The following is a 25,385-nucleotide window of genomic DNA, read 5'->3' as shown; positions in this document are numbered from 1 at the left end:
GCATAGTTTTATACTTTAGCGGCGGGGGCCGCCACCCTTACAGGCAGCGTAAACGAGAACCTGGCTCCTTTGCCCGGCTCGCTCTCGACCCACAGCCGCCCTTGGTGCGACTCTATTATCTTTTTGCTGATGGCCAGGCCCAGGCCGCTGCCCTCGGGCTTGCGGATGTTCTGGTGCTTGGCCTGGTAAAACTTATCGAACACCTGCTTCTGGCTCTCCGCGTCTATCCCTTTGCCGTTGTCCACCACGTTTACCTTTACGTTTCCGTCGATGTAGTAGGCGGAGACGATGATGCGGCCGTTTTCCGGGCTGCAGAACTTGATGGCGTTGGAGATAAGGTTGACCAGCACCTGTATCAGGCGATCGCGGTCGGCGTTTATACTTGGCAAACTGTGCTGCACATCCACCACCAGCTCTATCTGCTTCTCCTGCACCAGCTGCGCCAGCGCCTCCACCGACTCCTGTATTACCTCCTTCAGCTGCACCGGCTCCAGGTTCAGCTTTTGGCGGCCGCTCTCGAAGCGCTCCAGGTCCAGCACGTGCGTAATCAGCCGCGTCAGCCGCTCCGACTCCTTCACGATGGTGTGCAGAAAGTGCTCCTGGTCGCTGCGCTCCATCTCCGGGTTGTCGTACAGTATCTCGGACAGAGCCCGGATGGAGGTAAGCGGGGTGCGCAGCTCGTGCGTTACCGTGGAGAGGAAGTCGTCCTTCAGCTCGTCCAGCAGCTTTAGCCGCTCATTGGCGCTGCGCAACTGCTCCGTGGCGCGGCGCAGCTCCATCGATTTCCTTCTGAGCTCATTGTTGATGCTAATCAGCTGCTGCGACTCCCGCAGGATGTTCAGCACCTCGTCTATACTTATCTCCTCCTCCTTCACCACCGAGGCCACCATAATGTGCGCCGACGAGGAGCCGATCACACCGGAGAGCAGTTTCTCGGCGTAGGTCACCAGCTTCGGGTCTGCCTTGCCGGTGGCATCCTCGGGAGCCGGGTACTTGCGCCGGAAGGAGCTGAGGGCTTTGTCGGTGCGCTGCTCGCCCAGAAAGCTCACCAGCAGCGACTTGATATCGGGGATGTAAGCCGTGCCCTTCCACACAATAGAGGACTCGTACACCATGGAGTAGCGGAAAATATCCACGAAAACCTCCGCCTGGTTCCGCTCCTGCGAAGTCTGCTGGCTTAGCAGCGATACGCCAATGTAGAGGCCCGTGTTGAGGAACATCGTCCAGAACATGGCGTGGGAGATGTACCCCATCCCCTCCAGCCCGAACAGGGCAAAGGGCTTGAGCCACCCTATGCCCAGCGGCCCGTTGCTCATCACGCTCGTCGGCAGCATGCCCACCCCCACTATGGAGGGCACCACCAAGGTATAGAACCACACCAGGGAGCCGACCACAATGCCAGCCAGCGCACCGCCTTTGGTGCCTTCCTTCCAGAAGATCCCGCCGATCATGGCCGGGGCAAACTGGGCCACGGCCGCAAACGACACCAGCCCGACCTCCACCAGCGAGTAGTACTCTGCCACGCCTTTGTAGTACAGGTAGGCCAGCAACAGCACCGCCATAATGCACAGGCGGCGGCTATAGAGCAGGATGCGCGTCAGGCGGTCCTGGTTGGCTGTTTTAAAGTATGGCGTGCCGATCATCAGCGGCATCACCAGGTTGTTGCTCATCATCACGCTCAGGGCGATGGTGGCCACAATCACCATGCTGGTGGCGGCCGAGTAGCCGCCCAGGTACACCAGCAGCGCCAGGAGGCTCTGGCCTTCGCTCAACGGGATGGCCAGCACAAACATGTCGGCATCGAAGGCGCCGGGGGCAAACAGCAGGTCGCCGCCCAGGGCAATAGGCAGCACAAAAACGTTGATGGCGAAGAGGTACAGCGGGAACAGCCACATGGCCTTGTTCAGGTGCTGCTCGTTCACGTTCTCCACCACCGCCACCTGGAACTGGCGCGGCAGGAAGAGAATGGCCAGCATCGACAGAAAGATCATCCAGAACCACTCCCCGAAGCCCCCCTCGCCGCTGAAAGTCATCAGGCGGTTGAAGTTCGGCAGCGCCTGCGCACGGGCCATCACATCATCAAAGCCGTTAAAGACAACGTACGTCACAAACACCCCGGCCAGGATAAACACCACCAGCTTCAGCACCGACTCAAAGGCGATCGCCGCCACCATGCCCTCGTGGCGCTCGGTGGCCTCTATGTGCCGCGTGCCGTACACGATGGTGAACAGCCCCAGGCCGATGGCAATAAAGAAGGAGGTGTCCGGGAAAGCCTCCTGCTGTATGGCGGTGCCCGTGAGGATGCTCAGGCTGCTGGCAATCGCCTTTAACTGGATGGAGATGTAAGGGATGATCCCCAGCACACACACAACCGTTACCAGGCTGCCCAGCGTAATGCTCTTGCCGTAGCGCGAGGAAATAAAGTCGGCGATGGTGGTGATGCGCTGCACCTTGCAGATGCGGATGATCTTGCGCAGCACGACCCACCAGAGCGGCGCCATCAGGGTAGGGCCCACGTAAATGGCCAGGTACTCCAGCCCCGAGGTGGCGGCGCGCCCCACACTGCCGTAGTAGGTCCAGGCGGTGCAGTAAACGGCCATCGACAACGCGTATACATAGGGGTTGCCCACAAAGCTCTTCCCGGCAGCGGAGCGGCGCTCCGCCCAGGAGGCCAGCCCAAACAGCAAGGCCAGGTATAAAAAAGACACCCCGATGACCAGCCAGTAGTTCATGCCCGCTGCTTTGGTTTCCGGATGCGCTTACGCTCTACAAACAGCCCTATCGCCACAATGCACCCCAGCCAGCCCAGCATCAGGTACAGGTACAGCACAGGCACGCCCGCCACCACACCGCCCTTGTTAAAGATGGAGAGCACCGGGAAGTTCAGCAGCAGCAGGAAGAGCACGCTGATGAAGAAAAGTCGCCTGCCTTTTACTCGGTCACGCATAGGGTAAGGTTATGTACCATTCCAAACAAGGTGAGGTCCGGAGCCGCGATCTTTAACACGGACTACCACGCAGCCCGGACGGCTCACCTTGCTCGAAACGGTCATCTCTGTACTTGGTGTTAGTGCGCTGCAGCGGCAGCAACCACCCCGCGCGGGATACGGATATCCTCTACCAGCTCCTGGATGTGGGCTGGCGGCGGCGGCGTCATTCTTGATATCACAAAAGATACAATAAAATTCAGCACCATGCCAAGCGTACCAATGCCTTCCGGCGAAATACCGAACCACCAGTTCTCCGGCAGGTTTGCATCGGGGTTGATGAACTTGAAGTACGAGATGTAGGAAATGGTGAACAGCAGCCCGATCACCATGCCCCAGATGGCGCCCTGCTTGTTCATGCGCGTCGAGAAGATCCCCATAATGATAACCGGGAAGAAGGACGCCGCCGCCAGACCGAAGGCAAAGGCCACCACCTCAGCCACAAAGCCCGGAGGGTAGATGCCAAAGTAGCCGGCCACCACCACAGCCAGTGTAGCCGCTACGCGCGCCGCAATCAGCTCGCTCTTCTCAGAGATATCCGGCATAAAGGAGTTCTTGAGCAGGTCGTGGGAGATGGAGGTAGAGATAACCAGCAACAGGCCGGCCGCCGTAGAGAGAGCCGCCGCCAGGCCGCCGGCCGCCACCAGCGCGATTACCCAGTTGGGCAGGTTCGCGATCTCCGGGTTCGCCAGCACCATGATGTCCTTGTCTATGGTCAGCTCGTTTACATCCGGGTTCTTCACGTATTGGATGCGGCCGTCTCCGTTTCTGTCTTCAATGCTGATCAGCTTCGTTTTTTGCCAGTTCTGCACCCAGCGCGGCATCTCGGCAATAGGGCGGTTGCTGATGTTGTTGATCATGTTGTAGCGGCCAAAGGCGCCAATGGCCGGGGCCGTTGTGTAGAGTATCGCAATAAACACCAGCGCATACCCTGCGGATTTGCGCGCGTCCTTCACCTTCGGCACGGTAAAGAAGCGCACGATTACGTGGGGCAGGCCAGCCGTGCCCACCATCAAGGCAGCCGTGATAAAGAACACATCGATGGTAGACTTGGTACCGCTGGTGTAGGGCGCAAAGCCCAGCTCTGTCAGCATGCCGTCCAGCTTCGCCAGCAAGGGCGTGCCGTCAGCCACATCGCCTCCCAGGCCGAGCTGCGGAATCGGGTTGCCCGTCAGCATGATGGAGATAAAGATAGCAGGCACCATGTAGGCGAAAATCAGCACGCAGTACTGCGCCACCTGCGTGTAGGTAATGCCCTTCATGCCGCCCAGCACCGCGTAGAAAAGCACGATCACCATGCCGATGATCACACCGGTCTCGATCTGCACCTCCAGAAAGCGGGAGAACACAATGCCCACGCCGCGCATCTGCCCGGCCACGTAGGTAAAGGAGATAAAGATGGCGCAGACCACGGCCACCAGGCGGGCCGTTCTGGAGTAGTAGCGGTCGCCAACGAAATCCGGCACGGTAAACTTACCGAACTTGCGCAGGTAGGGCGCCAGCAGCAGGGCCAGCAGCACGTAGCCGCCCGTCCAGCCCATCAGGTACACAGAGCCGTCGTACCCCATAAAGGAGATAAGGCCGGCCATGGAGATAAAGGAGGCCGCGCTCATCCAGTCGGCGGCGGTGGCCATGCCGTTGGCCAGCGGGCTAACACCGCCCCCGGCCACATAGAACTCTTTGGTTGATCCGGCACGCGACCAGATCGCAATGCCAATGTAGAGGGCAAACGTAATGCCCACGATCAGGTATGTCCAAGCTAAGATGCTCATTTTGTTTTGCTTTTAAAGTGAGTGAAGTTAATCTTCGTGCACGTCAAACTCTCTGTCCAGCTTGTTCATCAGGATCACGTACACGAAGATGATGATGACAAAGCAGTAGATGGAGCCCTGCTGGGCAAACCAGAAGCCGAGCTTAAAGCCCCCCAGGTGGAACTGGTTGAGCTCCTCCACGAGCAGGATGCCGAACACGTACGACACCGCGAACCAGAGCCCGAGCAGCGTGAGCAGGATGCGCACGTTGCGCCTCCAGTATTCCTGCATCTTTTGTTTGTTGTTTTCCATGTGTTACAAGGTTAGATATTCTGTTTAGGTTGGTGATGTTAGAGGTAAATCATGGCCTGCAGCGTAACCTCAGGCCTGTACTTGATGTCGTTGATGTTGGTAAAGTCCGGGCGGTGGCGGTAGTTGAGCGTGATCTTGGCGTGGTGCGCCTCCAGCAGCAGGTTGGCCCCCACGTCCAGCACTTTCACAGACTGTATGTCGCCGCCGCTGTCGCGCAGCCCGTCGTAGCGGCCGTAGTTAAAGGCGGCGTACGGCTGCAGCCGCGTCTCCTCTCCCAGCGCTCCCTTAGGCAGCAGGTAACCCACTTCCGCGTAGCCCGCGTCGCCGGTGCCCACTGTCGGGAAGGCGTTGCCGCGCAGGCCGCCGCCCTCTGTGGCCGGGTTCAGGATGCCGATGTTGCGCACATGGTTGCGGCCGAAGTCATAGTTGTAGTACACGGCGTAGGCTGTGATAGCCGTGCCGCTCTCCTCATTCAGTGGCATGTCCAGGAAGGCATCCACCCCAAACAGGTCTATGTCTTCCTCCACCACTCTGTTTACTGTGCCTCCCGGCACCACCACCGCCTCTTCGCGCCACATGCCGTCGCTGTTGTGCATAAAGCCGGCGCCAATGTTAAACACCTTCTTAGTGCCGAGGTACGTGCCCACCATGTAGGGCAGCAGGTTCGACTCCTGCTCCAGGAACTGGAAGTTAAAGTAACCCTGGTACACCTTCTCGTTGTTGTTCGGGTTGTAGTTTGCCGCCGAAGACACGGCCCCCGCCGTATTGGTCAGGAAGGGGTTGTTCACCGCTACCCGGTAATCCAGCTTCCCGAGCTTGCCTTTGGCAAAAACGCCCAGCATGCGCGCAAACTGGTCTATGGCCTCTATGGTTGGCCAGTTGGTGATGGGCGCGTCGTAGGCCAGGAAGTTAAGCGTGCTGGCGTTCGTGAGCCGCGAGATTCCGTTCCAGTAGTGCAGCCCCGCCCCCAGGTGCAGGTAGTTATCGAACACCTTGTAGTCTACCCAGGCATCGTGCATGTAGAGCTGCGGCTTTTTACCGTCTGTTCCGAGGTAGCCGCCGCTCACGGCGTTTTGGTTGTTGATACCAAAGTGCGTGAGAATCAGAAAGCGCGGACTGATCTGGGAATAGAGCAGCACACGCGAGCGGCGCAGGCCGACATCAAAGGTGTTGTCTGTCGGCTCCCCGTTCCGGATGGAGCCTGTGTTATTCTCGTTGTAGCGCACCCACACCTGGTTCCACAAAATCACCCGGAAGTACTTCGAGCCGTCCTCATTCAGGGGCACCTTTAACCCCGAACCATATAGCGAGGAACCTTGCGCCATAGCGCTCCCCCCGCAGCAGCAAAGGCCAAGCCCCGCCACTACACTTAGTAACAGTTTTTTCATTGATATTCAGGAATTTTAAGGTTTATACTAGAGGACAGCTGTTCCCTGAATCTTTATCCTATTTTATGGAATTGTGAAGAAAAAGTGTTAGCAGATGTACTTTACTGCTAATTTGGTATACTTGATTTTGTCCTGGGAAGGGATGGTGGTTAAGTGTGTGGCAAAGTGCACTTGGTAGCAGCTGCTCTTGCAGCCCCTCGCTGGCACGAAGGTCCGCTTGTGACTTGATTGCCTCTATTTATACTTTATTACTCCTGCTGGCGCGAGTTTGCAAACGTGTCTGACTATGATGTTGCGTCTGTGACTCAACTGGCTTACAAAGCCATACTTTTTGGCCTCCGCTAACAACTTTACTGGCGCAAGCGTCCGCTTGTGCCTTAGACTGCCCCTGCTTATACTTCCATTGCAGCTGCTTTCCGCAGTTTGAAACGAGCTCCCCTTTCTAGCCTCCGGTCATCCTCCAGCTCCCACACACCTATCGTTTCACTTTATACTTTGGGGCGCTCATGCCCGCGAGGACTCGTCCTGGGGGTATGGCCCCTCGATAAGGGCATCGCGCTGCTTTCGCTTCCTGCCCTCTTGCCTCGGGCTGCCTCGCTCGCGCTCGTCACCGGAAACTCTCGAGGCGCTCTTTTCGAGGGCCCCTACCCCCACCCAAGGACTGGGATCAGGTCAGGTAGCCAAGACTGTTATCATAGAACTTTTTCCTTTTCACCCGCTTCAGCAGAGGTTCTTTGGAGGAGGGCTTTTAGGTGTTGCTTTACAGTGGAGACGCCAGGCTTATGCTTCAAAAAGCAGTTACTGGCCTCCTTAATTTAAGCCAGTCGGAGTTAGTGAGGGGCAACGTGGTTAAGCGATACGTTTAACTCAGGCGGCTTTCGAAGGTGGTTAATGGCTCCCCCCTTACTCCCGGAAACGCTTCCACTTAATCATCATGTATTTGTCGCCGAGTTCTGTGATCATCATACCGGCACCTTTCAGGTTGCCACCGTTTTTGATGTACTCCACCAGCTCCCCGTGGTTCAGTATTTTATAGGTGGGGTGGTAGGCTGTCTGCTCCGGCGCCTTTATTTTATACTTGCGCACCCAGTTCATAACCGACACGTGGCTCACCCCCAGAATGCGCTCAATCTCGCGATAGCTAATGCCCTCGATGTAGAGTTGCAGCGCTTTTGTTACATAGTAGCTGTCGATGTGCTTGCCCAGCTTGTTTACCGTGAAATAGTAACCGCACTTTTTGCAGCGGTAGCGTTGCCGGTCATTTACGATGCCGCTCTTTACGGCTTCCGGACTATCACAGCGGGGGCAGATGGGGTGCTTCATAAGCCACTTTTACAGAGTGAGTAAACACTTAACTATATCAAGTTAGCATATATATACTTATTTAGCAAGATTATCATCAAACAAATACCTGAGTTATAACTTTGTGCATCAGCGTTTTAACAACAAATACCCCTGCCATAAAAAAGCCTCACCATCATGGCGAGGCCTCTAGGTGTAGCAACTCGTGCAGGCGCTATGGCATATCCCGCACCGACACAATCACCTCTTTGTAGTTGTCTGAGTTGTGCAGGAAGTGGACCATCTTACGGGCCACCTCTTCGGGAGAGGCCAGTTCGTTGTTAGCCTTGTACTGCCGGAACTTCTCAACGGTACTAAAGCGGCTGGCATCTATCTCCCTGATCTGCCCTTGCATGCTGGTATCCACCACGCCCGGAGAAAGCGAGAACACCTTTACGTTAGACGCCCTGTTATCCTGCTCCAACTGCACGGTCTGCGACAGCATGTCGATGGCGGCTTTTGAGGCGCAGTAGCTGGCCCAACCGTCTACGGGGTACTTTCCCGCACCGGAGCTGACGTTTACCACGACCTTCTTTGCCGGCTGCTGCTGGTATACTTGCAGAAACGTGTTCATCAGCATGGCCGGCACGATCACGTTCACATCAAACACAAACTCAAAACGCTCGTTCGGCATGTCCTCTCCTACGTAGCCAATGTCGCCCAGCACGCCGGCGTTGTTTACCAGCACCAGCTTCTGCGCCTCCGGATACGGCAGGAAGATTTTCTGCAGGTTATGCTCCACCGCCTCCACATCCGAGAAGTCGAGGGGCTGGTGGCGGTAGTTCGGGTGTTTGATGCTGCAGGTGCGCGATACGCCCACCACATGGTTGCTATCGTCTTTCAACAGTTCTTCGGCCAATGCCTTGCCTATGCCTTTGCTGGCTCCGGTGATGATGTAGATGTTCACTGCGTTCACAATTATGGATGATGAGTTGTTGTAAATCCTAAACTAAAAATACGGATTGTAGCGCTTAGAAGGTACAGATGCCTGGGCCAAGTATAACTCGCTACAATAAAAAAGGCTGGTGCCCCTGCCTTTGCAGCCACACCAGCCTTTTTGTTATAAGCGAGTCACAGACTCGCCTTTATACCTTTGGCGCGGAAGAAACTTCCGCGCCAGCAGTCTTTCATAATTCAGAATTCATCATTCTTAAAGAATGTACTGGCTTAGGTCGCGGTTTTTCACCATGCCCGACAGTTTTTCCTGCACCATGGCACGGTCTACCAGGATGTGCGCGTTGGCACCGATCTTATCCGGCACGTCGAACAGGATATCGTTGAGCAGTCGGCTCATAACAGTGTGCAAGCGGCGGGCGCCAATGTTCTCCACCTCCGTGTTCACCTCGTAGGCAATCGAAGCGATCTCGTCCAGGGCCTCGTCGTTAAACGTCAGCTCCACGTCTTCGGAAGAGAGCAGCGCCTCGTACTGTTTGGTCAGCGCGTTTTTCGGGAACTTCAGGATTTGGTAGAAGTCATCCTTGGTCAGGCTGTCCAGCTCCACACGGATCGGGAAGCGGCCCTGCAACTCCGGAATAAGATCGGAAGGCTTGGCCACGTGGAACGCACCGGCTGCGATAAACAGGATATGATCGGTGGTGATGATGCCGTACTTGGTGTTCACCGTGGAACCTTCCACGATCGGCAACAGGTCTCGCTGCACTCCCTCGCGGCTCACATCCGGGCCGCCACCGCCTTTGTTGCTGGCGCTGGCCACTTTGTCTATCTCATCGATAAAGATAACGCCGGAGTTCTCCGCTTTGAAGATTGCCTCCTCCTTTACCTCGTCCATATCAATCAGCTTAGACGCCTCCTCTTCCAGCAGAATCTTACGCGCCTCGCCGATGGTTACTTTACGCTTCTTGGTCTTTTTCGGCATCATGCCGCTGATCATCTCCTGGATGTTCATCATCGACGCCTCATCCATACCAGGCCCCATTACGCCCATACCCGGCATAGCGCTTTGCGACACGCGGATTTCGATTTTACGGTCTTCGAGCTCGCCGTTGCGGATCTTCTCACGGAACTTCTCGCGGGTGCGCTCGTTCAGCTCGTAATCGTTGTCGGGCATGGAGTTCGGGTCCGTGGTGGTAGAAACCGGGCTACCGGAGCGGCCCTGGATCGGTGGGATCAGCGCGTCCAGGATGATGTCTTCCACCATTTCGGCGGCTTTCTGCTTCACCTCCTCCTTTTTCTTCTGCTTCACCATGTTCACCGACTGCTCCACCAGGTCGCGCACCATGCTCTCCACGTCGCGGCCCACGTAGCCTACCTCTGTAAACTTAGAGGCTTCTACCTTGGTAAAAGGCGCATCGGCGATTTTAGCCAGGCGGCGGGCGATCTCCGTCTTACCCACACCCGTTGCCCCGATCATCAGGATGTTGTTCGGCACAATATCACTCTGGATGCTCTTGTCGGCATTCATGCGGCGCCAGCGGTTACGCAGCGCGATGGCCACGTTGCGTTTGGCGTCTTTCTGCCCGATGATGTATTTATCCAGCTCCGCTACAATCTGGGCTGGCGTTAACGATGCAATATTATCTAACATGTCTTCTTCTTGTGTTTATAAATCAAACCCGGCCTACAGCTTTGTACCAACCGCACGGCCGTTTGGTTATTAACTACTCTTCTTTTTCAGGAACGCGCGGGTACTGGTCGCGATGGTGATGTAGTGTGTGGCTCCTGAGGGATGAAAAAAGGCACTGCCGTAGTTCAGCTCAAAGTTCCGCACACGCAGCATGGCTCCCAGCGAGAACCCGGCCCCACCGGCCTTGTTATCCAGGCGGAGCTCTTTGCGGCGGAGGTGGTTATAGCCCGCCCGAAGCTGAAAGTTCTTGCTGAACACGAACTCGGTGCCTACCACAAAATGCCGGGCTATTTTATCCCCCAGCTTCTTCTCCTCCTTCACTTCATTTCCGTTCTCATCCAGCTTGGCCGGTGCGTTCGGGTCCAGGTACACGATGTCGAACTGGTAGAGGCGGTGCGCCGTGAGCGAAAGCCGCACGGGCATGTGCTCCGGCTTGTACGTCAGCCCCAGTTGGGCATCCCACGGCATCTCCTGCCGCTCGCCCCCGTCGTAGGTCTTTACCTGGTACCCCACGTTCTTAAACGCCAGGCCCACCGTAAAGTCTTTCTCGGGGTGCTTAAAAACAGCTCCCGCATCGGCCAGTACACCTACGGCTTTGTTCCCGGCTATACTTGACACGGCCACTTTCGCCGTGGCGCCAATGGTAAAGGCCTCCATTTCGCGGGCGTGGGTAAGGGCCAGGGTATAGTCGTTTACGTTAAAAGTACCCAGTTCCATACCGGAGGCGTCGCGTTGCACGAAGTCGCCGTAATTCAGGTAGTTTATACTTGCCGCCCAGCGCCCCAGCTTCTCCGAGTTAAACGCATACACCGCATGGCTTTGCTTGATGTCGGCCAGGTAGCCCACATAGCTCAGGCTCACCTGCCCGTCCATCTCCTCGCTTAGCAGCGCCGGGTTGGCTGTTACCATGTTCACATCATGGGCTCCTGCCGTTACGTTTACGCCGCCCAAGGCCGCCTGCTTGGCACTGCCAGGCAACTCCAGGAACGGAAAACCACGCTGCCCTCCCACCTGCGCCCGCGCCGTAAGCGAAAAGCCCAGCAAGATGCTAAGTATAAGGGCGGCGGTTTTCATGGGCGTTTCAATTATGAATAACTGACTCTTTAGTAACTGAACATTTAGTTTTGAATGAGTGATTGAGTGAATTTTGACTTGGTACTCCTTCTACTCTCCCTAGCTGTCATCCTGGAAGGCTCTCGTGGGCAAGCCGCAACTGCTTTAGAGTTACGCCCACAAGATCTTTTAAAGATGACAAAGGAGATTTATTCAATCATTCGAAAGTCAATCATTCGAAATTATTTCTCAGCGTCAGCTTTCTCTTCCTTCACCTCCAGTTTCAGCGGGTACTTCACCTTTTCCTTCAGCAGGGCGATCTTCACGACATCGTCCACGCGGTCTACGTAATGGATGGTAAGGCCCTTGATGTACTGCTCCGGAATCTCGTTGATGTCCTTTTTATTCTTTTGGCACAGGATGATGTCGGTCACACCGGCACGCTTCGCCGCCAGAATCTTCTCTTTGATGCCTCCTACCGGCAGCACCTTGCCGCGTAGCGTTATCTCCCCGGTCATCGCCAGCCTCGGCCTTACCTTGCGTTGCGTAAACACAGAGGCAATGGAGGTGAAGATGGCAATACCCGCCGACGGACCGTCTTTCGGCACCGCGCCTTCCGGAAAGTGGATGTGCAGGTCGTACTGGTCGAAGAGGCGGTAGTCAATGTCCAGCAGCTCGGCGTGTGCCTTTAGGTAAGAAATCGCCGTCATGGCCGACTCCTTCATCACATCACCCAACTGGCCCGACAGCGTCAGTTTGCCTTTGCCACGGCTCAGTATGCTTTCGATAAACAGGATGTCGCCACCCACCGAGGTCCAGGCCAGGCCTGTTACCACACCGGCCGTATCGATATCCTGGTAAATCTCCTTGTCGAAAATCTCCGAGCCCAGGATTTTCACCACATCATCCGGCTTAATGGTTTTAACGAACTCCTCGTCCATCGCCTTCTGCTTGGCCGTGTTGCGCATCAGCTGCCCAATCTTGCGCTCCAGACTTCTAACGCCCGATTCGCGGGTATAGTCTTCGATCACCTTATGGATTGTTGGCTTCGGCACCTTCACATCCTCCGGCTCCAGGCCGTGCTCCTCCACCTGCTTCGGCACCAGGTGGCGCTTGGCTATCTCGGTTTTCTCTTCCAGGGTGTAGCCCGTCAGCTCGATAATCTCCATACGGTCGCGCAGGGCCGGCTGAATGGTCTCCAGCGAGTTGGCCGTGGCTATAAAGAGCACCTTCGAGAGGTCGTACTCCACATCCAGGTAGTTATCCATAAACGTGTGGTTCTGCTCCGGGTCCAGCACCTCCAGCAAAGCCGAAGACGGGTCGCCACGGAAATCAGAGGCCAGCTTATCGATCTCATCAAGTATGATAACAGGGTTTGAGGAACCTGTTTTCTTGATCTGGCTGATGATCTTGCCCGGCATCGCGCCGACGTAGGTACGGCGGTGGCCGCGGATCTCGGCCTCATCGCGCACGCCGCCCAGCGACATCCGCACATAGTTACGGCCTAAGGCTTTGGCAATAGAGCGGCCCAGCGAGGTTTTACCCACGCCCGGAGGCCCGTAAAGGCACAGGATAGGCGCCTTCATGTCGTTCTTCAGTTTGAGCACCGCCAGGTACTCCAGAATGCGCTCCTTTACCTTCTCCAGCCCGTAGTGGTCGGCGTCCAGTATTTTTTTAGTGCGCTTCAGGTTGAAGTTATCCTTGGTGTGCTCGTCCCAGGGCAGGTCCAGCAGGAACTCCAGGTAGTTGACAGCCACCGGGTACTCTGCCGCCTGCGGGTTAAGGCGGGCCAGTTTATCTATCTCTTTCTTGAAGTGCTGCGCCACCGCCTCCGGCCATTTCTTCTTCTTGGCGCGCTCCCGGAAACGCTCTATCTCCTGGTCCGGTCCCTCCTGCCCCAGCTCGTCCTGCAGCACCTTTATCTGCTGCCGCAGGAAGTAGTCGCGCTGCTGCTGGTCAATGTCGGTATGCACTTTGGAGTGGATCTCCTGCTTCAGCTCCAGCAGCTGGATTTCGCGCAGCATGAGCTCGAGCAGCAACGTACCGCGCTCCTTGCCGTCGTTCACCTCCAGCAGCTCCTGCTTCTGCGCCATCTCCACGTTCAGGTTGCTCGACAGGAAGTGCGTCAGGAAGCTCGGGCTGTCGATATTGTCGAGCGCCACCTGTGCCTCCTGCGGAATCTCCGGGTTGAGCTTCAGCATTTTGGCGGCCGCGTCTTTAAGCGACTGCACCAGCGCCTTCACCTCTTTCTTGCTCTTGTCCATCGGCGTTTCCTGGCAAAGGCTCACGCGCGCTGCCAGGTAAGGCTCCTCCTGCGTTACCTCCTCAATTTTGAAGCGGCTCTGCCCCTGGATAATGATGGTCGTGTTTCCGTCCGGCAGCACGAGCATCTTCAGGATCTTGGCTACGGTGCCGATGTCGTACAGGTCTTCTGCCGTAGGATCGTCCGAGCCTGTGTTTTTCTGTGCCACCACGCCGATCACCTGCCCGCCGCTGTGTGCCTTGCGCACCAGCTTGACAGACTTTTTGCGGCTCACGGTAATTGGCAGCACTACTCCCGGGAACAGCACGGTATTGCGAACGGCCAGTATCGGCAGCTCTTCCGGAAGGTCTTCTTGCTTTATATCGTCCTCTGCATCAGCCGTAATCACCGGAATAAGCTCTATGCTTTCATCATCGGAGATACTGCTCAGTAGTAGGTTTTGTAGAAAATGCTCTAGTGTGTGGTTCATATGTAGATCAATGCCATTTTGACAGGAAAACGCTTATTTCCCCCGGTCTTCCTATACTTGTATAGTTATGTCAAGTCCTGTGCCAAGGGCAGCAGAACTGTTGAATTGTCGTAAATTGGCCCGATGCCCCAAAAAGTAGCGCCAAGTGCGGGTACATTTATCAGAATTTAGCACAAAAATAATATCTTTGGGCTTTGGGCAAAATTGCATCGCTGATGAAACGCTTGTTCCTGTTGACTCCCTTCCTGCTCGCGCTGCTGCACTTTGTGCCGTTGCAGGCGCAGCAGTACAAACACGTAGAGCTTAACCAGCCTGAAAAGGGACTCCAGGTCAAAAAAGTACAGCCTAACCCGGAGCTCCACCTCGACTTTCCCAATTTAAACAAAATTCCGTACTATCACGACCGGAAGCAGCTCGCACTTATCCAAAAGCTGGAGAAGCGCCGGCAGTACGATAAGGTGCTCCCCCTGCTGGAGGGCTACGTGCACCGCTTCGGGATACAGAACTTTTACACCGACACGAGCCTTCTGTGGCGCCTGGCGCAGCTGCTGGAGCGGCAGGGGAACACGGAAAAAGCCAAAGCGCTGTACCGCCTCGTGCTGAAGCACCACCGCACGGATGTTCGCCGCGTCAAGTCCTACTACGACTCCCTGGAGCAAAACACCAAGGACTATTACGTGCCGCTCGACTACTACTATGAGTTGGTGGAGTACCGTAAGTCCATCGTTTCGTTTAAGCCGCCCAAAGGCGTGTACCTGAACATGGGCAACGCCATCAACTCGCCTTACGCTGATTACGGCCCCACCCTGAGCGATGAGAACGAGCTGTTCATCTATACTTCGAAGCGCCACGTGGATGACCTAAAGAACCGCTCAAACGAGGATCTGTTTTACAGCAAGCAGAATAACGGTTTCTGGGAGGAGGCGCAGTCGTTTGGGAAGCCTATCAACAGCATCTACAACGAAGGCTCAGGCTGCCTGAGCCGCGACGGCAACACCCTGTACTTTGCCCGCTGCGAGGCTCCGGACGGCTACGGCAACTGCGATATTTACGTCGCCACGCGGCAGAGCGACGGCAGCTGGGGCCAGATCCAGAACCTGGGCGCCAACGTAAACAGCCCCGCCTGGGACTCGCAGCCGACCCTCTCCAAACAGGAAGACACGCTGTACTTTGCCTCCGACCGCCTGGGCGGCTTTGGCCTCTCCGACATCTACTACACCCACAAAGACGGCAGCGGCAAGTGGGCACCGGCGCGCAACATGGGGCCTGTTATCAACACCCGCGAGAGCGAGGTTAGCCCGTTCCTGCACCCCAAGTACCAGGTGCTGTACTTTAGCTCCCGTGGCCAACTGAACAACTTCGGCGATTTCGACATCTACAAAACATACGAGGTGCAGGGGCACTGGCAGGAGCCGCGCAACATCGGTCCGCTGGTAAACGGGCGCGGCAGCGAGTACTACTTTACCATCGATGGCGCCTCCCGCAACCTGTACTACGCCCGCTCAGAGGCAGACGACCTCCAGAACCTGGACCTGTACTCGTTCCCGCTGCCCATGGAGGCGCACCCGCTCGCGGTGACCAAGGTGGAGGGCACCCTCACCGACTCCGTCACCCATAAGCCGCTTTCGGGGGTTATCTCTATCATTGACATGGAAAACGGCATCGAGATATCGAGCAAGTACATCCGGCCGGACGGTTCGTTTGAGTTTGATCTGATTGACGACACCAGGTACATGATTCTTATCCAGAGCCCGGACTTCTTCACCATTGAGCGGGAACTGGATCTGCGCGGCGACGCCTCGCTGCAGGTGATGACCTCGGTGATCGACTACAGCATTCCGCTGGTGTTCCAGAACATTGAGTTTGACCAGAACCAATCGGCCATTAAGCCCGAAATGGAGGCCGTGCTCGATGAGGTGGCTTACTTTATGATCGACCATCCAACGTACCGGCTGGAGATTGCCGGCCACACAGACGGCGCCGGCGACCCGGACTTTAACCTCTCCCTCTCCCAAGATCGTGCCGATGCCATTAAGCGGTACATTGAGCGCAAGGTAAACATTGAGGACACCCGCATTGATGCTATCGGCTATGGCAGCCGGAAGCCTATCCGGGAGGAGCACACCGAGGAAGACCGCCGCATTAACAGGCGCGTAGAGTTTATCGTTACGAAGCCGAAGAAACAGTAGCTAGGCAGCCTTCTTAGTAGACTCAGCAGCTTCTGGTTAGGATTTTGAATGAGTGAATGAGTGAGCGAATAGGTTATTCTGAATAGCTGAGTGTTGCATTATTGCATATCATTCTTGCGTTCCTGAAAAGATATTATGTGCGAGCCGCAACCACTTTCGCGCCCCGTCACCAAAACCCTTTTTGGATGGCAGCAGGAAACAAGCAGGTACAGACAAGTATAAAGCTGCTCCATCTCTCAACCATCCCTTCCCGTTTGTGGCCGATGTATACGCCACAGCAGAGCAGTGCGGCACCGAGGATACAAGTATAAAACCCGCTCAATCACCCCACCAGAATTAGCTGAAGGCTCTACGAGGCTTTTTGGAGTGCACAAAAAAGGCTGAACTACTACTGCAGCTCAGCCCTTGCTATTTTAAGTATGAAACTCTTAAAGCGAAACCTTCTTCACTGTCTCATTGCGCTGTAGCAGCACACTTTCTGTTTCGCCCTTGTAATTGATATTCACAATATTCATCTGGTCGGAGAAGAGTTCTGTAAGCACCGCGTTCGTTACGTACAGTTGCGGCACGGTGGCCTGCTTTACCGGTACTTCCACATACATCCAGACCACATCGGCATCTTCTTCGGAGCCTACAAACCGCTGCTTCAGCGGCTTTCCCTTCTCTACCTCAAACACCAGGTTGGCATTCAGGTAGTCGGCAAGGTATTTCTTTACCTGCTCGGAAGTGCTGCTGTAGGTTACTTTGGTCTTGTTGCGGCGCGAGAGGGCATCCTCCAGGTCATCCATAAACACTTTAACGGCTACCTCCAGCGCCTGCGAGCGCGGGTTAAAGCGCACATCAGCAATACTGGCGTGGTAATCGTGTGCAAAGGCGGGGCGAGCCACGCCAAAAGCCAGGAGCAGCAACAAAAGCGATAGAAACTTATACTTCATCAGCAGGGAGAAATCGTTAGACAGGAGAACAGAAGCAAAGTTAGTACCAGTTCCTGAAATTACTTCCCGTTCGGCAAATCAGCCAGCACACGCTGGGCCATATTCGGCATGCTGTCACTCACGATGCGCTGCACATTGTTGATGTTGGAGTGGTACGGTACCTTAACCTTGTTGCCCGATACCAGCTCTCCTTTGCTGTCGTAAATGCTGTAGTGCACGGTAAAGTCACGCTCGTAGTTCATGGCGGCGCGGTCCAGGCAGTTCTCGTAAATGGTCTTTACCTCAAACTGATTGATGAACACGTAGTAGTCGATGCCGTACTGGTTGTTGAAGTAGCTAAAGAACTCCGGGTCTTTTACGGTTACGCCGAAGTGCTTGTCCGGGTCCTGGGCTACAGGCAGTGTAGCCGGCTCGCCTCTGGATCCCAGCTTCTCTTTCTGCTCTTTTACCCAGCTCAGCACATTGCCCTTCTCCTCTTTTACCACCGGCTGGTGGTTGAACCGTGACTGCTTGTTATCCTGGTAGTCGTAGCGCAGCGAACCGTAGATGCGGCTCAACTCGCTCACGCTATCGCGGTACACGCCGCCCAGCAGGTGAATGGTTTCATACCCGTCCGGTGCCAGCATGGCGTTCAGGCGGCCACGGAAAACATGGCGCACGTTCTGGCGCGGAATCTTAGACTGCCGGGCAATCTCATAGTCAGAGTCAGAGAAGTATAGGTGCGGGTCGAAAGGGATAACCAGCACACGGCTTTTGGTTTTGTACGCTGCCGGTTTAGGCGCTGGGGCCGGAGCCGCAGAAGAGCTTTCTACGGCTCGCTTGGGAGTAGAGGCAGCCGAGGACTTTGCCACCGGGGCGGAGGCCTTTGGCGCCGTTTTCGGAGCCGGCTTAGCGGTGGCTGCCGCTACTGCTTTTTTCTTTTTAGGGCTGGTGAGATACAGGGTTTGGCCGATCTGCAGCGTGTTGTTATTCCATCGTTGCAGGGAGTCCAGCGGGATCTGGAAGCGGCGTGCAAGGCTGTAATATGTATCGCCCTGCTTTACCAGGTACACGCTATCGCTCTGAGCGGCGATAGCGTGCTGGTTTATATTTTCAAGCTTTACGGCCGGGGCGGCCTCAACTTGGCTTAGTGCAACTAGTACTAGAAAAAGTAAGTTTGTTAAAGTTAGTCTTACGATGGCTCTCATGAGAGGAATCTTTGGTTAAAAGATTATCTTGAATACATCGTTAAAGATAGCGAAAGCCATTAAACCTAACAATAAAACCATACCCACTTTCTGGGCATTTTCCAAAAAGTTATCAGACGGCTTGCGCCCGCTGATCATTTCATAAGTCAAAAACACAACGTGGCCCCCATCCAATGCCGGGATCGGCAGGAAGTTCATAAAGGCCAACACCATGGAGAGCATGGCGGTGATGCTCCAGAACTTGTACCAGTTAAACGTGTCGCCGAAGATTTGCGCAATGCCAATCGGGCCGCTCAACGACTTAGAGGCAGACACCTCGCCACGGAAGATCTTGCCGAAGCCCTTCAGGTTCGCCGTGATCACGCCAAAGGCCTGCTCCGTTCCCAGCGGTATGGACTCGCCCAGGCTAAACTGCCTCGTGGCCGACTCCAGGAGTATCACCGGCATAAACCCGATGGTGCCTTCCTCGCTTACCTGCGCCTGTAGCTTAATAGGCTTGCCCCCGCGCTCGATGGTCATGGTCACAGGCTTGGCCTTATTGGCATGCAGTGCCTCCTGCAGCTCGTGGAAGAACATTACGCTCTTGCCGTTTATCATGGTAATGAAGTCGCCCTCCTGCAAACCGGCTTTATCGGCGGCGCTTCCCTTGGCTACCTGGCCTACCTTAAACGGCTGGCGCGGCTGCACGAAGAGCATGCGGTCCTCACGGTCCGCCAGCCTGTCCATCAGGTCCACTGGCACTTTCAGGTCAATCAGTTGCCCGTTACGGTCGATGGTGTAGTAAGAATCGCGGCCGAGCAGCGCATCCATAGAGTACACATCGTCGAACTTCTCCAGCTTCTGGCCGTTAACAGCCACGATTTTATCGCCGGTCTGGAAGCCGATATCCTCGCCAATATCGTTGGCGATAACACCATACTTCGCCTCAGAGGCAGGCAGGTAGCTTTCGCCGTAGTTATAGGTCAGGGCGATATAGATAACAATACCCGTGATCACGTTCACGATAATACCGCCCATCATCACGATCAGGCGCTGCCAGGCTGGCTTGGCTCTAAACTCCCATGGCTTCGGCTCTTCTTTCAGCGCCTCTGTGTCCATCGACTCGTCCACCATACCGGAGATCTTAACGAAACCGCCCAGCGGGATCAGCCCCAGCATGTACTCCGTCTCGCCTATTTTCTTACCGAAAACTTTCGGAGGGAAGCCGATGGCGTATTTCTCCACACGCATCCCAAACCACTTGGCCGCCAGCATGTGCCCCAGCTCGTGTAATCCCACCAAGATTGTAAGGCCCAGGATGAGCTGGCCTACCATGATCAATATATCCATCTAAAAAAGAAAATTTCGGTTTTAACGCTGCTACAACTTACCGTAACAGCTAATTGTTTACTTGTTTAACAGCTCTGCAGCACGTTTACGAGCCTCCTCGTCGGTACTAACATAGTCCTCGTAAGAAGGATTCGCAATATACGCAACTTTTGCCATACAGCTTTCGATGATGTCTGACATCTGCAGGAAGCCCACCTCATCGCGCATAAACGCACTGACGGCCACCTCGTTAGCCGCATTCAGGATGCAGGGCAGGTTCCCGCCACGCTCCATGGCGTCGAAGGCCAGCTGCAGGTTGCGAAACGTCTCCAGGTCCGGCTGCTCAAAGGTCAGCTGCGGGTAGTCCAGGAAGCTGAAACGCGGAAAGTCTGACCTGAGGCGCTGCGGGTAGCCCAGCGCATACTGGATCGGCAGCTTCATATCGGGCAAACCCAGCTGTGCTTTGATAGAGCCATCCTCAAACTGCACCAGCGAGTGGATAATAGACTGCGGATGCACAACCACCTCGATCTGCTCGTTCCTGAGGCCAAACAGCCACTTCGCCTCTATTACCTCCAGCCCTTTGTTCATCAGCGAGGCAGAGTCAATAGTGATTTTGGCGCCCATGTCCCAGTTGGGGTGCTTTAGGGCCTGTGCCTTGGTTACTGCGGCCAGCTCAGCGGCGCTTTTGCCCCTGAACGGTCCTCCTGAGGCCGTCAGGATAATTTTCTCGATCGGGTTGTGAAACTCACCGGCCAGGCACTGGAAGATAGCACTGTGCTCCGAATCCACGGGGTATATGTTCACCCCGTACTCCCGGGCCAGGTCTGTGATCAGTTGGCCGGCCACCACCAGCGTCTCCTTATTAGCCAGGGCAATTTGCTTGCCAGCTTTGATGGCGTGGATGGTAGGCAGCAAACCGGCATAGCCGACCATAGCCGTCAGCACCATGTCGATTGTAGCCATTTCCACCACTGAGCAGAGAGCTTTGCTGCCGGTGTATACTTTGATATCTTCCTGCTGCAGCGCCTCCTGCACCTGTTCGTAGAGGTCTTCGCGACCAATCACCACGGAGTTTGGCTTAAACTCCAGCGCCTGCTGTATCAGCAGGTCGGAGTTACTGTAGGCTGTGATCACCTCCAGCTCAAAGTTATCCGGGTTGGCCTTGATTACTTCCAGGGCCTGTGTGCCGATGGAGCCTGTGGAGCCAAGTATGGCGATTCTTTTCATTTTGTTTCCTTTATGATAAAAGCTTTTATGCTTTTACAATCATAGTCTTATTATATATGTTGGCTTGAGCTGTCGTGGTTACTACCTATCAAAGTTAGCATAGGTGTAGCTTATCTACGGCTTCAGTTCCGGCCTTTTTCATTGCTAGTTACTTGCGCTCCGAGCCCGCGAGGACTCGTTTTCCTACTCGGCGCTGCTTTCCTTTCCTGCCCTCGTGCCTCGGTCTGCCTCACTATCGCTCGTCACCGGAAACTCTCGAGGCGCCTCCTAGAAAAACTGGAAAAATTTTTCCTTCGATCAAAAAAACCGTCTCCCTAACGAAGTATGGTCATACCTATAACAACTTTAGCCCCTAAAATTGTACATAATCCACAATGGCTACAGAGCAGAAACTTTTGCCAGGTGCACAACGATGATTTTTTGTCCGAGCGGTCAGCGAGTTCAAAATCGTCTTGATTCTTTTGCTTACTTTTCTCATCAAGGAGAAAAGTAAGGCCCAGCCGGCGAGGCGAAAAGCTAGCTAAGGGCTTAACTGTCAACACTTACTCACTTCTATTAACCCATCCGCTAACTTTCTGTCGTTGCTTAGCCTTGGCACTTTGTTCTGCCCGCCCAGCTTTCCCTGCGATTTCATGTAGCTCTGAAAAGTGCCTTTGGGAAGTGCTGTAAGCTTTAGCTTCTGGAGGATGTTCCCTGTAATCAGGTCATCGTAGTAAGCGTTGAACGTACGCAGCTGCCTGTCCAGCTCCTCTGCAAACGCAGCCTTGTTCAGCGGCTCCTTTGCGAACTCCACCAGCCACTCGTGGTACGACTGGCCGTTGTCCTGGCTTACAAACGGAGCCACGGTAAACTCTATCAGCTCCACCTCCGGGAACCTCACCATCGCCCGTTTCATGGCTTTCTCCACTTCCTCCCCAATCACGTGCTCGCCAAAAGCGGAGATATAGTGCTTGATGCGGCCGCTTACAACCAACTTGTAGGGCTTGGTAGAGGTGAACTTAACGGTATCGCCGATGGAGTAGCTCCACAGGCCGGCATTGCTGCTCACCACCAGCGCATAGTTCACGCCGGGCTCCACCTCTCCGATTGTCAGGCGCGTAGGGTTTTCGTTGAAGTACTCTTCCGAAGGTATAAACTCGTAGAAGATGCCCGCATCCAGCAACAGCAGCAGCCCAGGGTCATTTTGTTTATCCTGATAGGCAAAGAAGCCCTCGGAGGCTGGAAACAGCTCAATGGAGTCTACTTTTTTACCCACCGACTCAAACAGCTTCTTGCGGTACGGCTCAAAGTTAACGCCACCGTACACAAACAGCTGGAAGTTCGGGAATATGTCTTTGATGGGTTTGCCGGTTTGCTGGATCAGCTTATCGAAGTACATCTGCACCCAGGGCGGAATCCCCGAGATCAGGGTCATGTTCTCGTCCAGGGTCTCCTCAATAATCTGATCGAGCTTTGCCTCCCAATCGTCAATGCAGTTGGTCTGGTAGCTCGGCAGCTGGTTTGTGCGCAGGTACCCCGGCACGTGGTGGTTGACGATACCTGACAAGCGGCCGGTTTTAATGCCGCCCACTTCCTCCAGTTCCGGGCTGCCGGACAGAAAGATCATCTTCCCGTCCAGAAACTGAGCCTTTCCAGTTTCGTGCACATAGGCCAACAAGGCATCGCGGGCACCGTTGATGTGGTTCGAGATAGAGTCCTGGGTGATGGGGATATACTTGGTTCCGGAGGTAGTGCCCGAGGTTTTCGCCAGGTAGAGCGGCTTTCCGGGCCAAAGCACATCCTTTTCGCCCTCCTTTACCTGGCCGAAGTACGGCGCCAGCCCCTCATAGTCACGAACGGGCACGGCCTTCACAAAATCGGCGTGCGTTTTTATACTTGCAAAGCCGTGGTCACGGCCAAACTTTGTGCCCTGCGCCTTCTGAATGATACGCTCAAAAACAGCTTTCTGTGCCTCTACCGGATGCTCTATCCAGTTTTGGTGCTTCCTGTGCACATAAGCCGCCAGCGGCTTGCTCAACAATGCTTTTACACCCATACAGTTATTTTTAGTGGCAGGTAAAGATAACCAGATAATGCTGCAATGCCATACTAAAACAACCTCCTTCTCATTGCCAGGTTTCACTTTAAGCCCCTGAAAACCTCTGCCTACGCCATTCATTTATACCTTGCTAGTGAAAACGGCTGGCTGGCGCAGGTAAGTATCGCTGGCACCAGAGGAAAAACGCCCTCCCCCGGAAACGCTGGCCGCAACGGCCAGAACAGGGGTGCCAGGCGCAACTTTACAGGCCAAACTTGTCGAATAAATGAGTATATTGCGGGAGGTCCATTATGCTGGTCCCCTATGTTTCACGAAACCCTTTTATAATGGCAGCATCTGGTAGTAATGCACGATCGACGTTAATTGTGCAGCTAAGCCCAACGCGAAATGCAAAACTATCTTTTACCGTGCAGCTCGTGCTCACGCTGTTCTGGCTAGCCTGGGCGTCTATGCTTCTTTTTTCCGCTGAGCGGGCCTATGCGCAGGACTACCTGTACTATGCTTTCTTTGGACTGGCTATTGTTTTCCTCTTTTATGTGATTCTGCAAAACACATCGGTTTTCGGGGTGCAGTCTTACATTGAGGTAACGCAGCAGTACATTGTGCAGAAGTTCGGCGTGTTCCGCACCAAACACCTGATCCAGATCCCGGATATTGCCGCCGTGCACATCACGCCGCTGGCGCTGCGCCTCACCCTGCAGGATGGCTCCCAGGTGTACTTGGACCTGAAGCAGGTGCGCAAAAAGCGCGACCTCGACAAGATCAAAAACAAGATCCGCGACCTGGCTGAGCTACACAACTATGAACTGACAGACACGATGGGCAACAGAATCTAGCCCCCTGTAATTAAGACATACAGCAAAAAAAGAGCGGCGGCCATACTTGCAAGTATGGCCGCCGCTCTTTTTTATAGCTATTTTACCGGATCAGCCGGCTTTGGTCTTAAACTTCTTCTGGAGCTCCTGTATGCTGGCTTTAAACTTCTTATCTGTATCAATCAGGTCCGAAACTGTTTGCACCGAGTGGATAACCGTACTGTGGTCGCGGCCGCCGAAGTGGTAGCCAATGGATTTGAGCGAGTGGCTGGTGAACTCCTTGGCAAAGTACATGGCCACCTGGCGCGCCGTCACAATCTCTTTCTTACGCGTTTTGGCTTTCAGCGAGTCCAGGCTTACCTGGAAGTACTCTGCTACGGTTTTCTGGATGAAGTCGAGGTTCACCTCCGTCTCCACATCCTCTATTATATGTTTCAGGGCTTGTTTGGCAAGTTCCAGGTCAATCTCCTTGCGGTTCAGCGATGATTGCGCTATCAAAGAAATCAATACGCCTTCCAGCTCACGCACGTTCGTATCTACGCTGTATGCCAGGTACTCCACCACGTTATCCGGAATGTCAATGCCGTCGCCCTGCATCTTTTTCTGGATGATGGCCATACGCGTTTCGAAGTCCGGGCTCTGCAAGTCTGCCGTCAGGCCCCACTTAAAGCGGGATAGCAGTCGTTCTTCCAGTCCTTTCAAGTCACGCGGCGGGCAGTCAGAGGTCATTACAATTTGCTTGCCGGACTGGTGCAGGTGGTTAAAAATGTGGAAGAACATCTCCTGGGTTTTGTCCTTCCCGCTCAGAAACTGCACGTCATCAATGATCAGGATGTCCACCAGCAGGTAAAAGTTGGCGAAGTCCTGTACATTATTTGTCTTTACAGACTCGATGAACTGGTTCACGAACTTCTCAGACGAAACGTAGAGGACAAACTTCTCCGGGTTGCTGTTCTTGATGTTGTTGCCGATGGCCTGCACCAGGTGCGTTTTGCCAAGGCCCACCCCACCGTAGATCATGAGCGGGTTAAAGGAGGTGGTACCCGGTTTATTGGCCACGGCATAACCTGCCGAGCGGGCCAAACGGTTACAGTCTCCCTCAATGTAGTTCTCGAAGGTATAAGCCGGGTTGAGCTGCGAGTTCAGGAAGTTGCGGTCGATGGTCTTCGACTCGAACGGGCTCTTGATAAAGCTTTGCTCCGGTTTATAGGAGTTCACGACCGCGGCAGGTATGCGTTTGGTCGGGATGTTGACCGTCTGCGGTTTGTTGCCGTCGTTGCCCCTGTCAACAATAATAGAGTACTCTAGGCGGCCCTCACTTCCGAGTTCCTGGTAAATGACCTTTTTCAGAAGCTGCACATAGTGCTCCTCCAGCCACTCGTAAAAGAACTGGCTAGGCACTTGTATGGTCAGTACGCTGTCGCGCAGGGATACAGGCTTAATCGGCTCAAACCAAGTCTTAAAACTCTGTTCGCCAATATTCTCCTTGATCACCTGCAGGCAGTTATTCCATACAGTTGAACAGTCTTTGATCAT

At 54.7% G+C, this 25,385-nt stretch carries 18 protein-coding genes; 2 read left to right on the top strand and 16 right to left on the bottom strand.

Going from position 1 to position 25,385, the window contains the following annotated elements:
- Positions 1-8: 8 nt before the first annotated feature.
- From CA264_RS00090 to lon, 10 genes are all read right to left on the bottom strand, one after another.
- Positions 9-2,732 (bottom strand): ATP-binding protein, encoded by a 2,724-nt coding sequence (locus CA264_RS00090; RefSeq protein WP_025609361.1) that lies wholly within the window; start codon positions 2,730-2,732, stop codon positions 9-11.
- The gene (locus CA264_RS00085) at positions 2,729-2,947 is read right to left on the bottom strand and encodes a hypothetical protein (protein ID WP_025609360.1); all 219 of its coding nucleotides are present in this window, start codon (positions 2,945-2,947) and stop codon (positions 2,729-2,731) included. Before CA264_RS00085 ends, CA264_RS00090 begins: the two co-directional genes overlap by 4 nt.
- 119 nt (positions 2,948-3,066) lie before the next feature.
- The gene (locus CA264_RS00080; protein ID WP_025609359.1) at positions 3,067-4,758 is read right to left on the bottom strand and encodes a sodium:solute symporter family protein; all 1,692 of its coding nucleotides are present in this window, start codon (positions 4,756-4,758) and stop codon (positions 3,067-3,069) included.
- Positions 4,759-4,785: 27 nt separating this feature from the next.
- Entirely contained in the window at positions 4,786-5,049 is a 264-nt protein-coding gene (locus CA264_RS00075; RefSeq protein ID WP_025609358.1) for a DUF4212 domain-containing protein, read from the bottom strand.
- Positions 5,050-5,087: 38 nt separating this feature from the next.
- On the bottom strand, positions 5,088-6,437 hold the full coding sequence (locus CA264_RS00070; RefSeq protein WP_025609356.1) for a hypothetical protein: 1,350 nt from the start codon (positions 6,435-6,437) through the stop codon (positions 5,088-5,090).
- Positions 6,438-7,340: 903 nt separating this feature from the next.
- The gene (locus CA264_RS00065) at positions 7,341-7,760 is read right to left on the bottom strand and encodes an IS1/IS1595 family N-terminal zinc-binding domain-containing protein (protein ID WP_025609355.1); all 420 of its coding nucleotides are present in this window, start codon (positions 7,758-7,760) and stop codon (positions 7,341-7,343) included.
- A gap of 193 nt (positions 7,761-7,953) precedes the next feature.
- A complete protein-coding gene (locus tag CA264_RS00060; protein ID WP_237151153.1) occupies positions 7,954-8,694 on the bottom strand; it encodes an SDR family NAD(P)-dependent oxidoreductase in 741 nt (246 codons plus the stop codon).
- A 234-nt stretch (positions 8,695-8,928) separates the two neighbouring features.
- Positions 8,929-10,323, bottom strand: coding sequence for an ATP-dependent protease ATPase subunit HslU (gene hslU / locus CA264_RS00055; RefSeq protein ID WP_025609352.1), 1,395 nt, complete (start codon positions 10,321-10,323; stop codon positions 8,929-8,931).
- A 69-nt stretch (positions 10,324-10,392) separates the two neighbouring features.
- Complete coding sequence (gene porQ / locus CA264_RS00050; protein ID WP_025609351.1) at positions 10,393-11,436, bottom strand: type IX secretion system protein PorQ; 1,044 nt, start codon at positions 11,434-11,436, stop codon at positions 10,393-10,395.
- Positions 11,437-11,657: 221 nt separating this feature from the next.
- Positions 11,658-14,147 carry an endopeptidase La gene (lon, locus tag CA264_RS00045; protein ID WP_025609350.1) on the bottom strand — a complete coding sequence of 830 codons (2,490 nt, stop codon included), beginning with the start codon at positions 14,145-14,147 and terminating at the stop codon, positions 11,658-11,660.
- Between the two features lie 215 nt (positions 14,148-14,362).
- Here lon and CA264_RS00040 point away from each other — a divergent pair, with 215 nt between their 5' ends.
- The gene (locus CA264_RS00040; protein ID WP_036777986.1) at positions 14,363-16,336 is read left to right on the top strand and encodes an OmpA family protein; all 1,974 of its coding nucleotides are present in this window, start codon (positions 14,363-14,365) and stop codon (positions 16,334-16,336) included.
- Between the two features lie 428 nt (positions 16,337-16,764).
- On the opposite strand, the gene CA264_RS00035 is transcribed toward CA264_RS00040, so the two are convergent.
- The 5 genes from CA264_RS00035 to CA264_RS00015 all read right to left on the bottom strand — a co-directional run bounded on the left by CA264_RS00035 (position 16,765) and on the right by CA264_RS00015 (position 23,031).
- On the bottom strand, positions 16,765-17,271 hold the full coding sequence (locus tag CA264_RS00035) for a DUF6702 family protein (RefSeq protein ID WP_025609348.1): 507 nt from the start codon (positions 17,269-17,271) through the stop codon (positions 16,765-16,767).
- Positions 17,272-17,330: 59 nt separating this feature from the next.
- Positions 17,331-18,458 (bottom strand): LysM peptidoglycan-binding domain-containing protein, encoded by a 1,128-nt coding sequence (locus tag CA264_RS00030; RefSeq protein ID WP_025609347.1) that lies wholly within the window; start codon positions 18,456-18,458, stop codon positions 17,331-17,333.
- Between the two features lie 15 nt (positions 18,459-18,473).
- Positions 18,474-19,787, bottom strand: coding sequence for an RIP metalloprotease RseP (gene rseP / locus CA264_RS00025; protein WP_025609346.1), 1,314 nt, complete (start codon positions 19,785-19,787; stop codon positions 18,474-18,476).
- Positions 19,788-19,844: 57 nt separating this feature from the next.
- Positions 19,845-20,996 carry a 1-deoxy-D-xylulose-5-phosphate reductoisomerase gene (locus CA264_RS00020; protein WP_025609345.1) on the bottom strand — a complete coding sequence of 384 codons (1,152 nt, stop codon included), beginning with the start codon at positions 20,994-20,996 and terminating at the stop codon, positions 19,845-19,847.
- 535 nt (positions 20,997-21,531) lie between these two features.
- The gene (locus CA264_RS00015) at positions 21,532-23,031 is read right to left on the bottom strand and encodes a GH3 auxin-responsive promoter family protein (protein WP_025609344.1); all 1,500 of its coding nucleotides are present in this window, start codon (positions 23,029-23,031) and stop codon (positions 21,532-21,534) included.
- A gap of 329 nt (positions 23,032-23,360) precedes the next feature.
- Between CA264_RS00015 and CA264_RS00010 the strand changes: the two genes are divergently transcribed.
- On the top strand, positions 23,361-23,870 hold the full coding sequence (locus CA264_RS00010; protein ID WP_036777873.1) for a hypothetical protein: 510 nt from the start codon (positions 23,361-23,363) through the stop codon (positions 23,868-23,870).
- Between the two features lie 90 nt (positions 23,871-23,960).
- Here the strand turns inward: CA264_RS00010 and dnaA are convergent, their stop codons facing one another.
- Positions 23,961-25,385: a chromosomal replication initiator protein DnaA gene (gene dnaA, locus CA264_RS00005; protein WP_025609342.1), complete on the bottom strand. Its 1,425-nt coding sequence runs from the start codon at positions 25,383-25,385 to the stop codon at positions 23,961-23,963.

Origin of the sequence: Pontibacter actiniarum (assembly GCF_003585765.1) — a bacterium.
Lineage (GTDB): Bacteria > Bacteroidota > Bacteroidia > Cytophagales > Hymenobacteraceae > Pontibacter > Pontibacter actiniarum.
The sequence above is the reverse complement of the archived record's forward strand: the minus strand, read 5'-3'. Positions and strand labels throughout refer to the sequence as shown.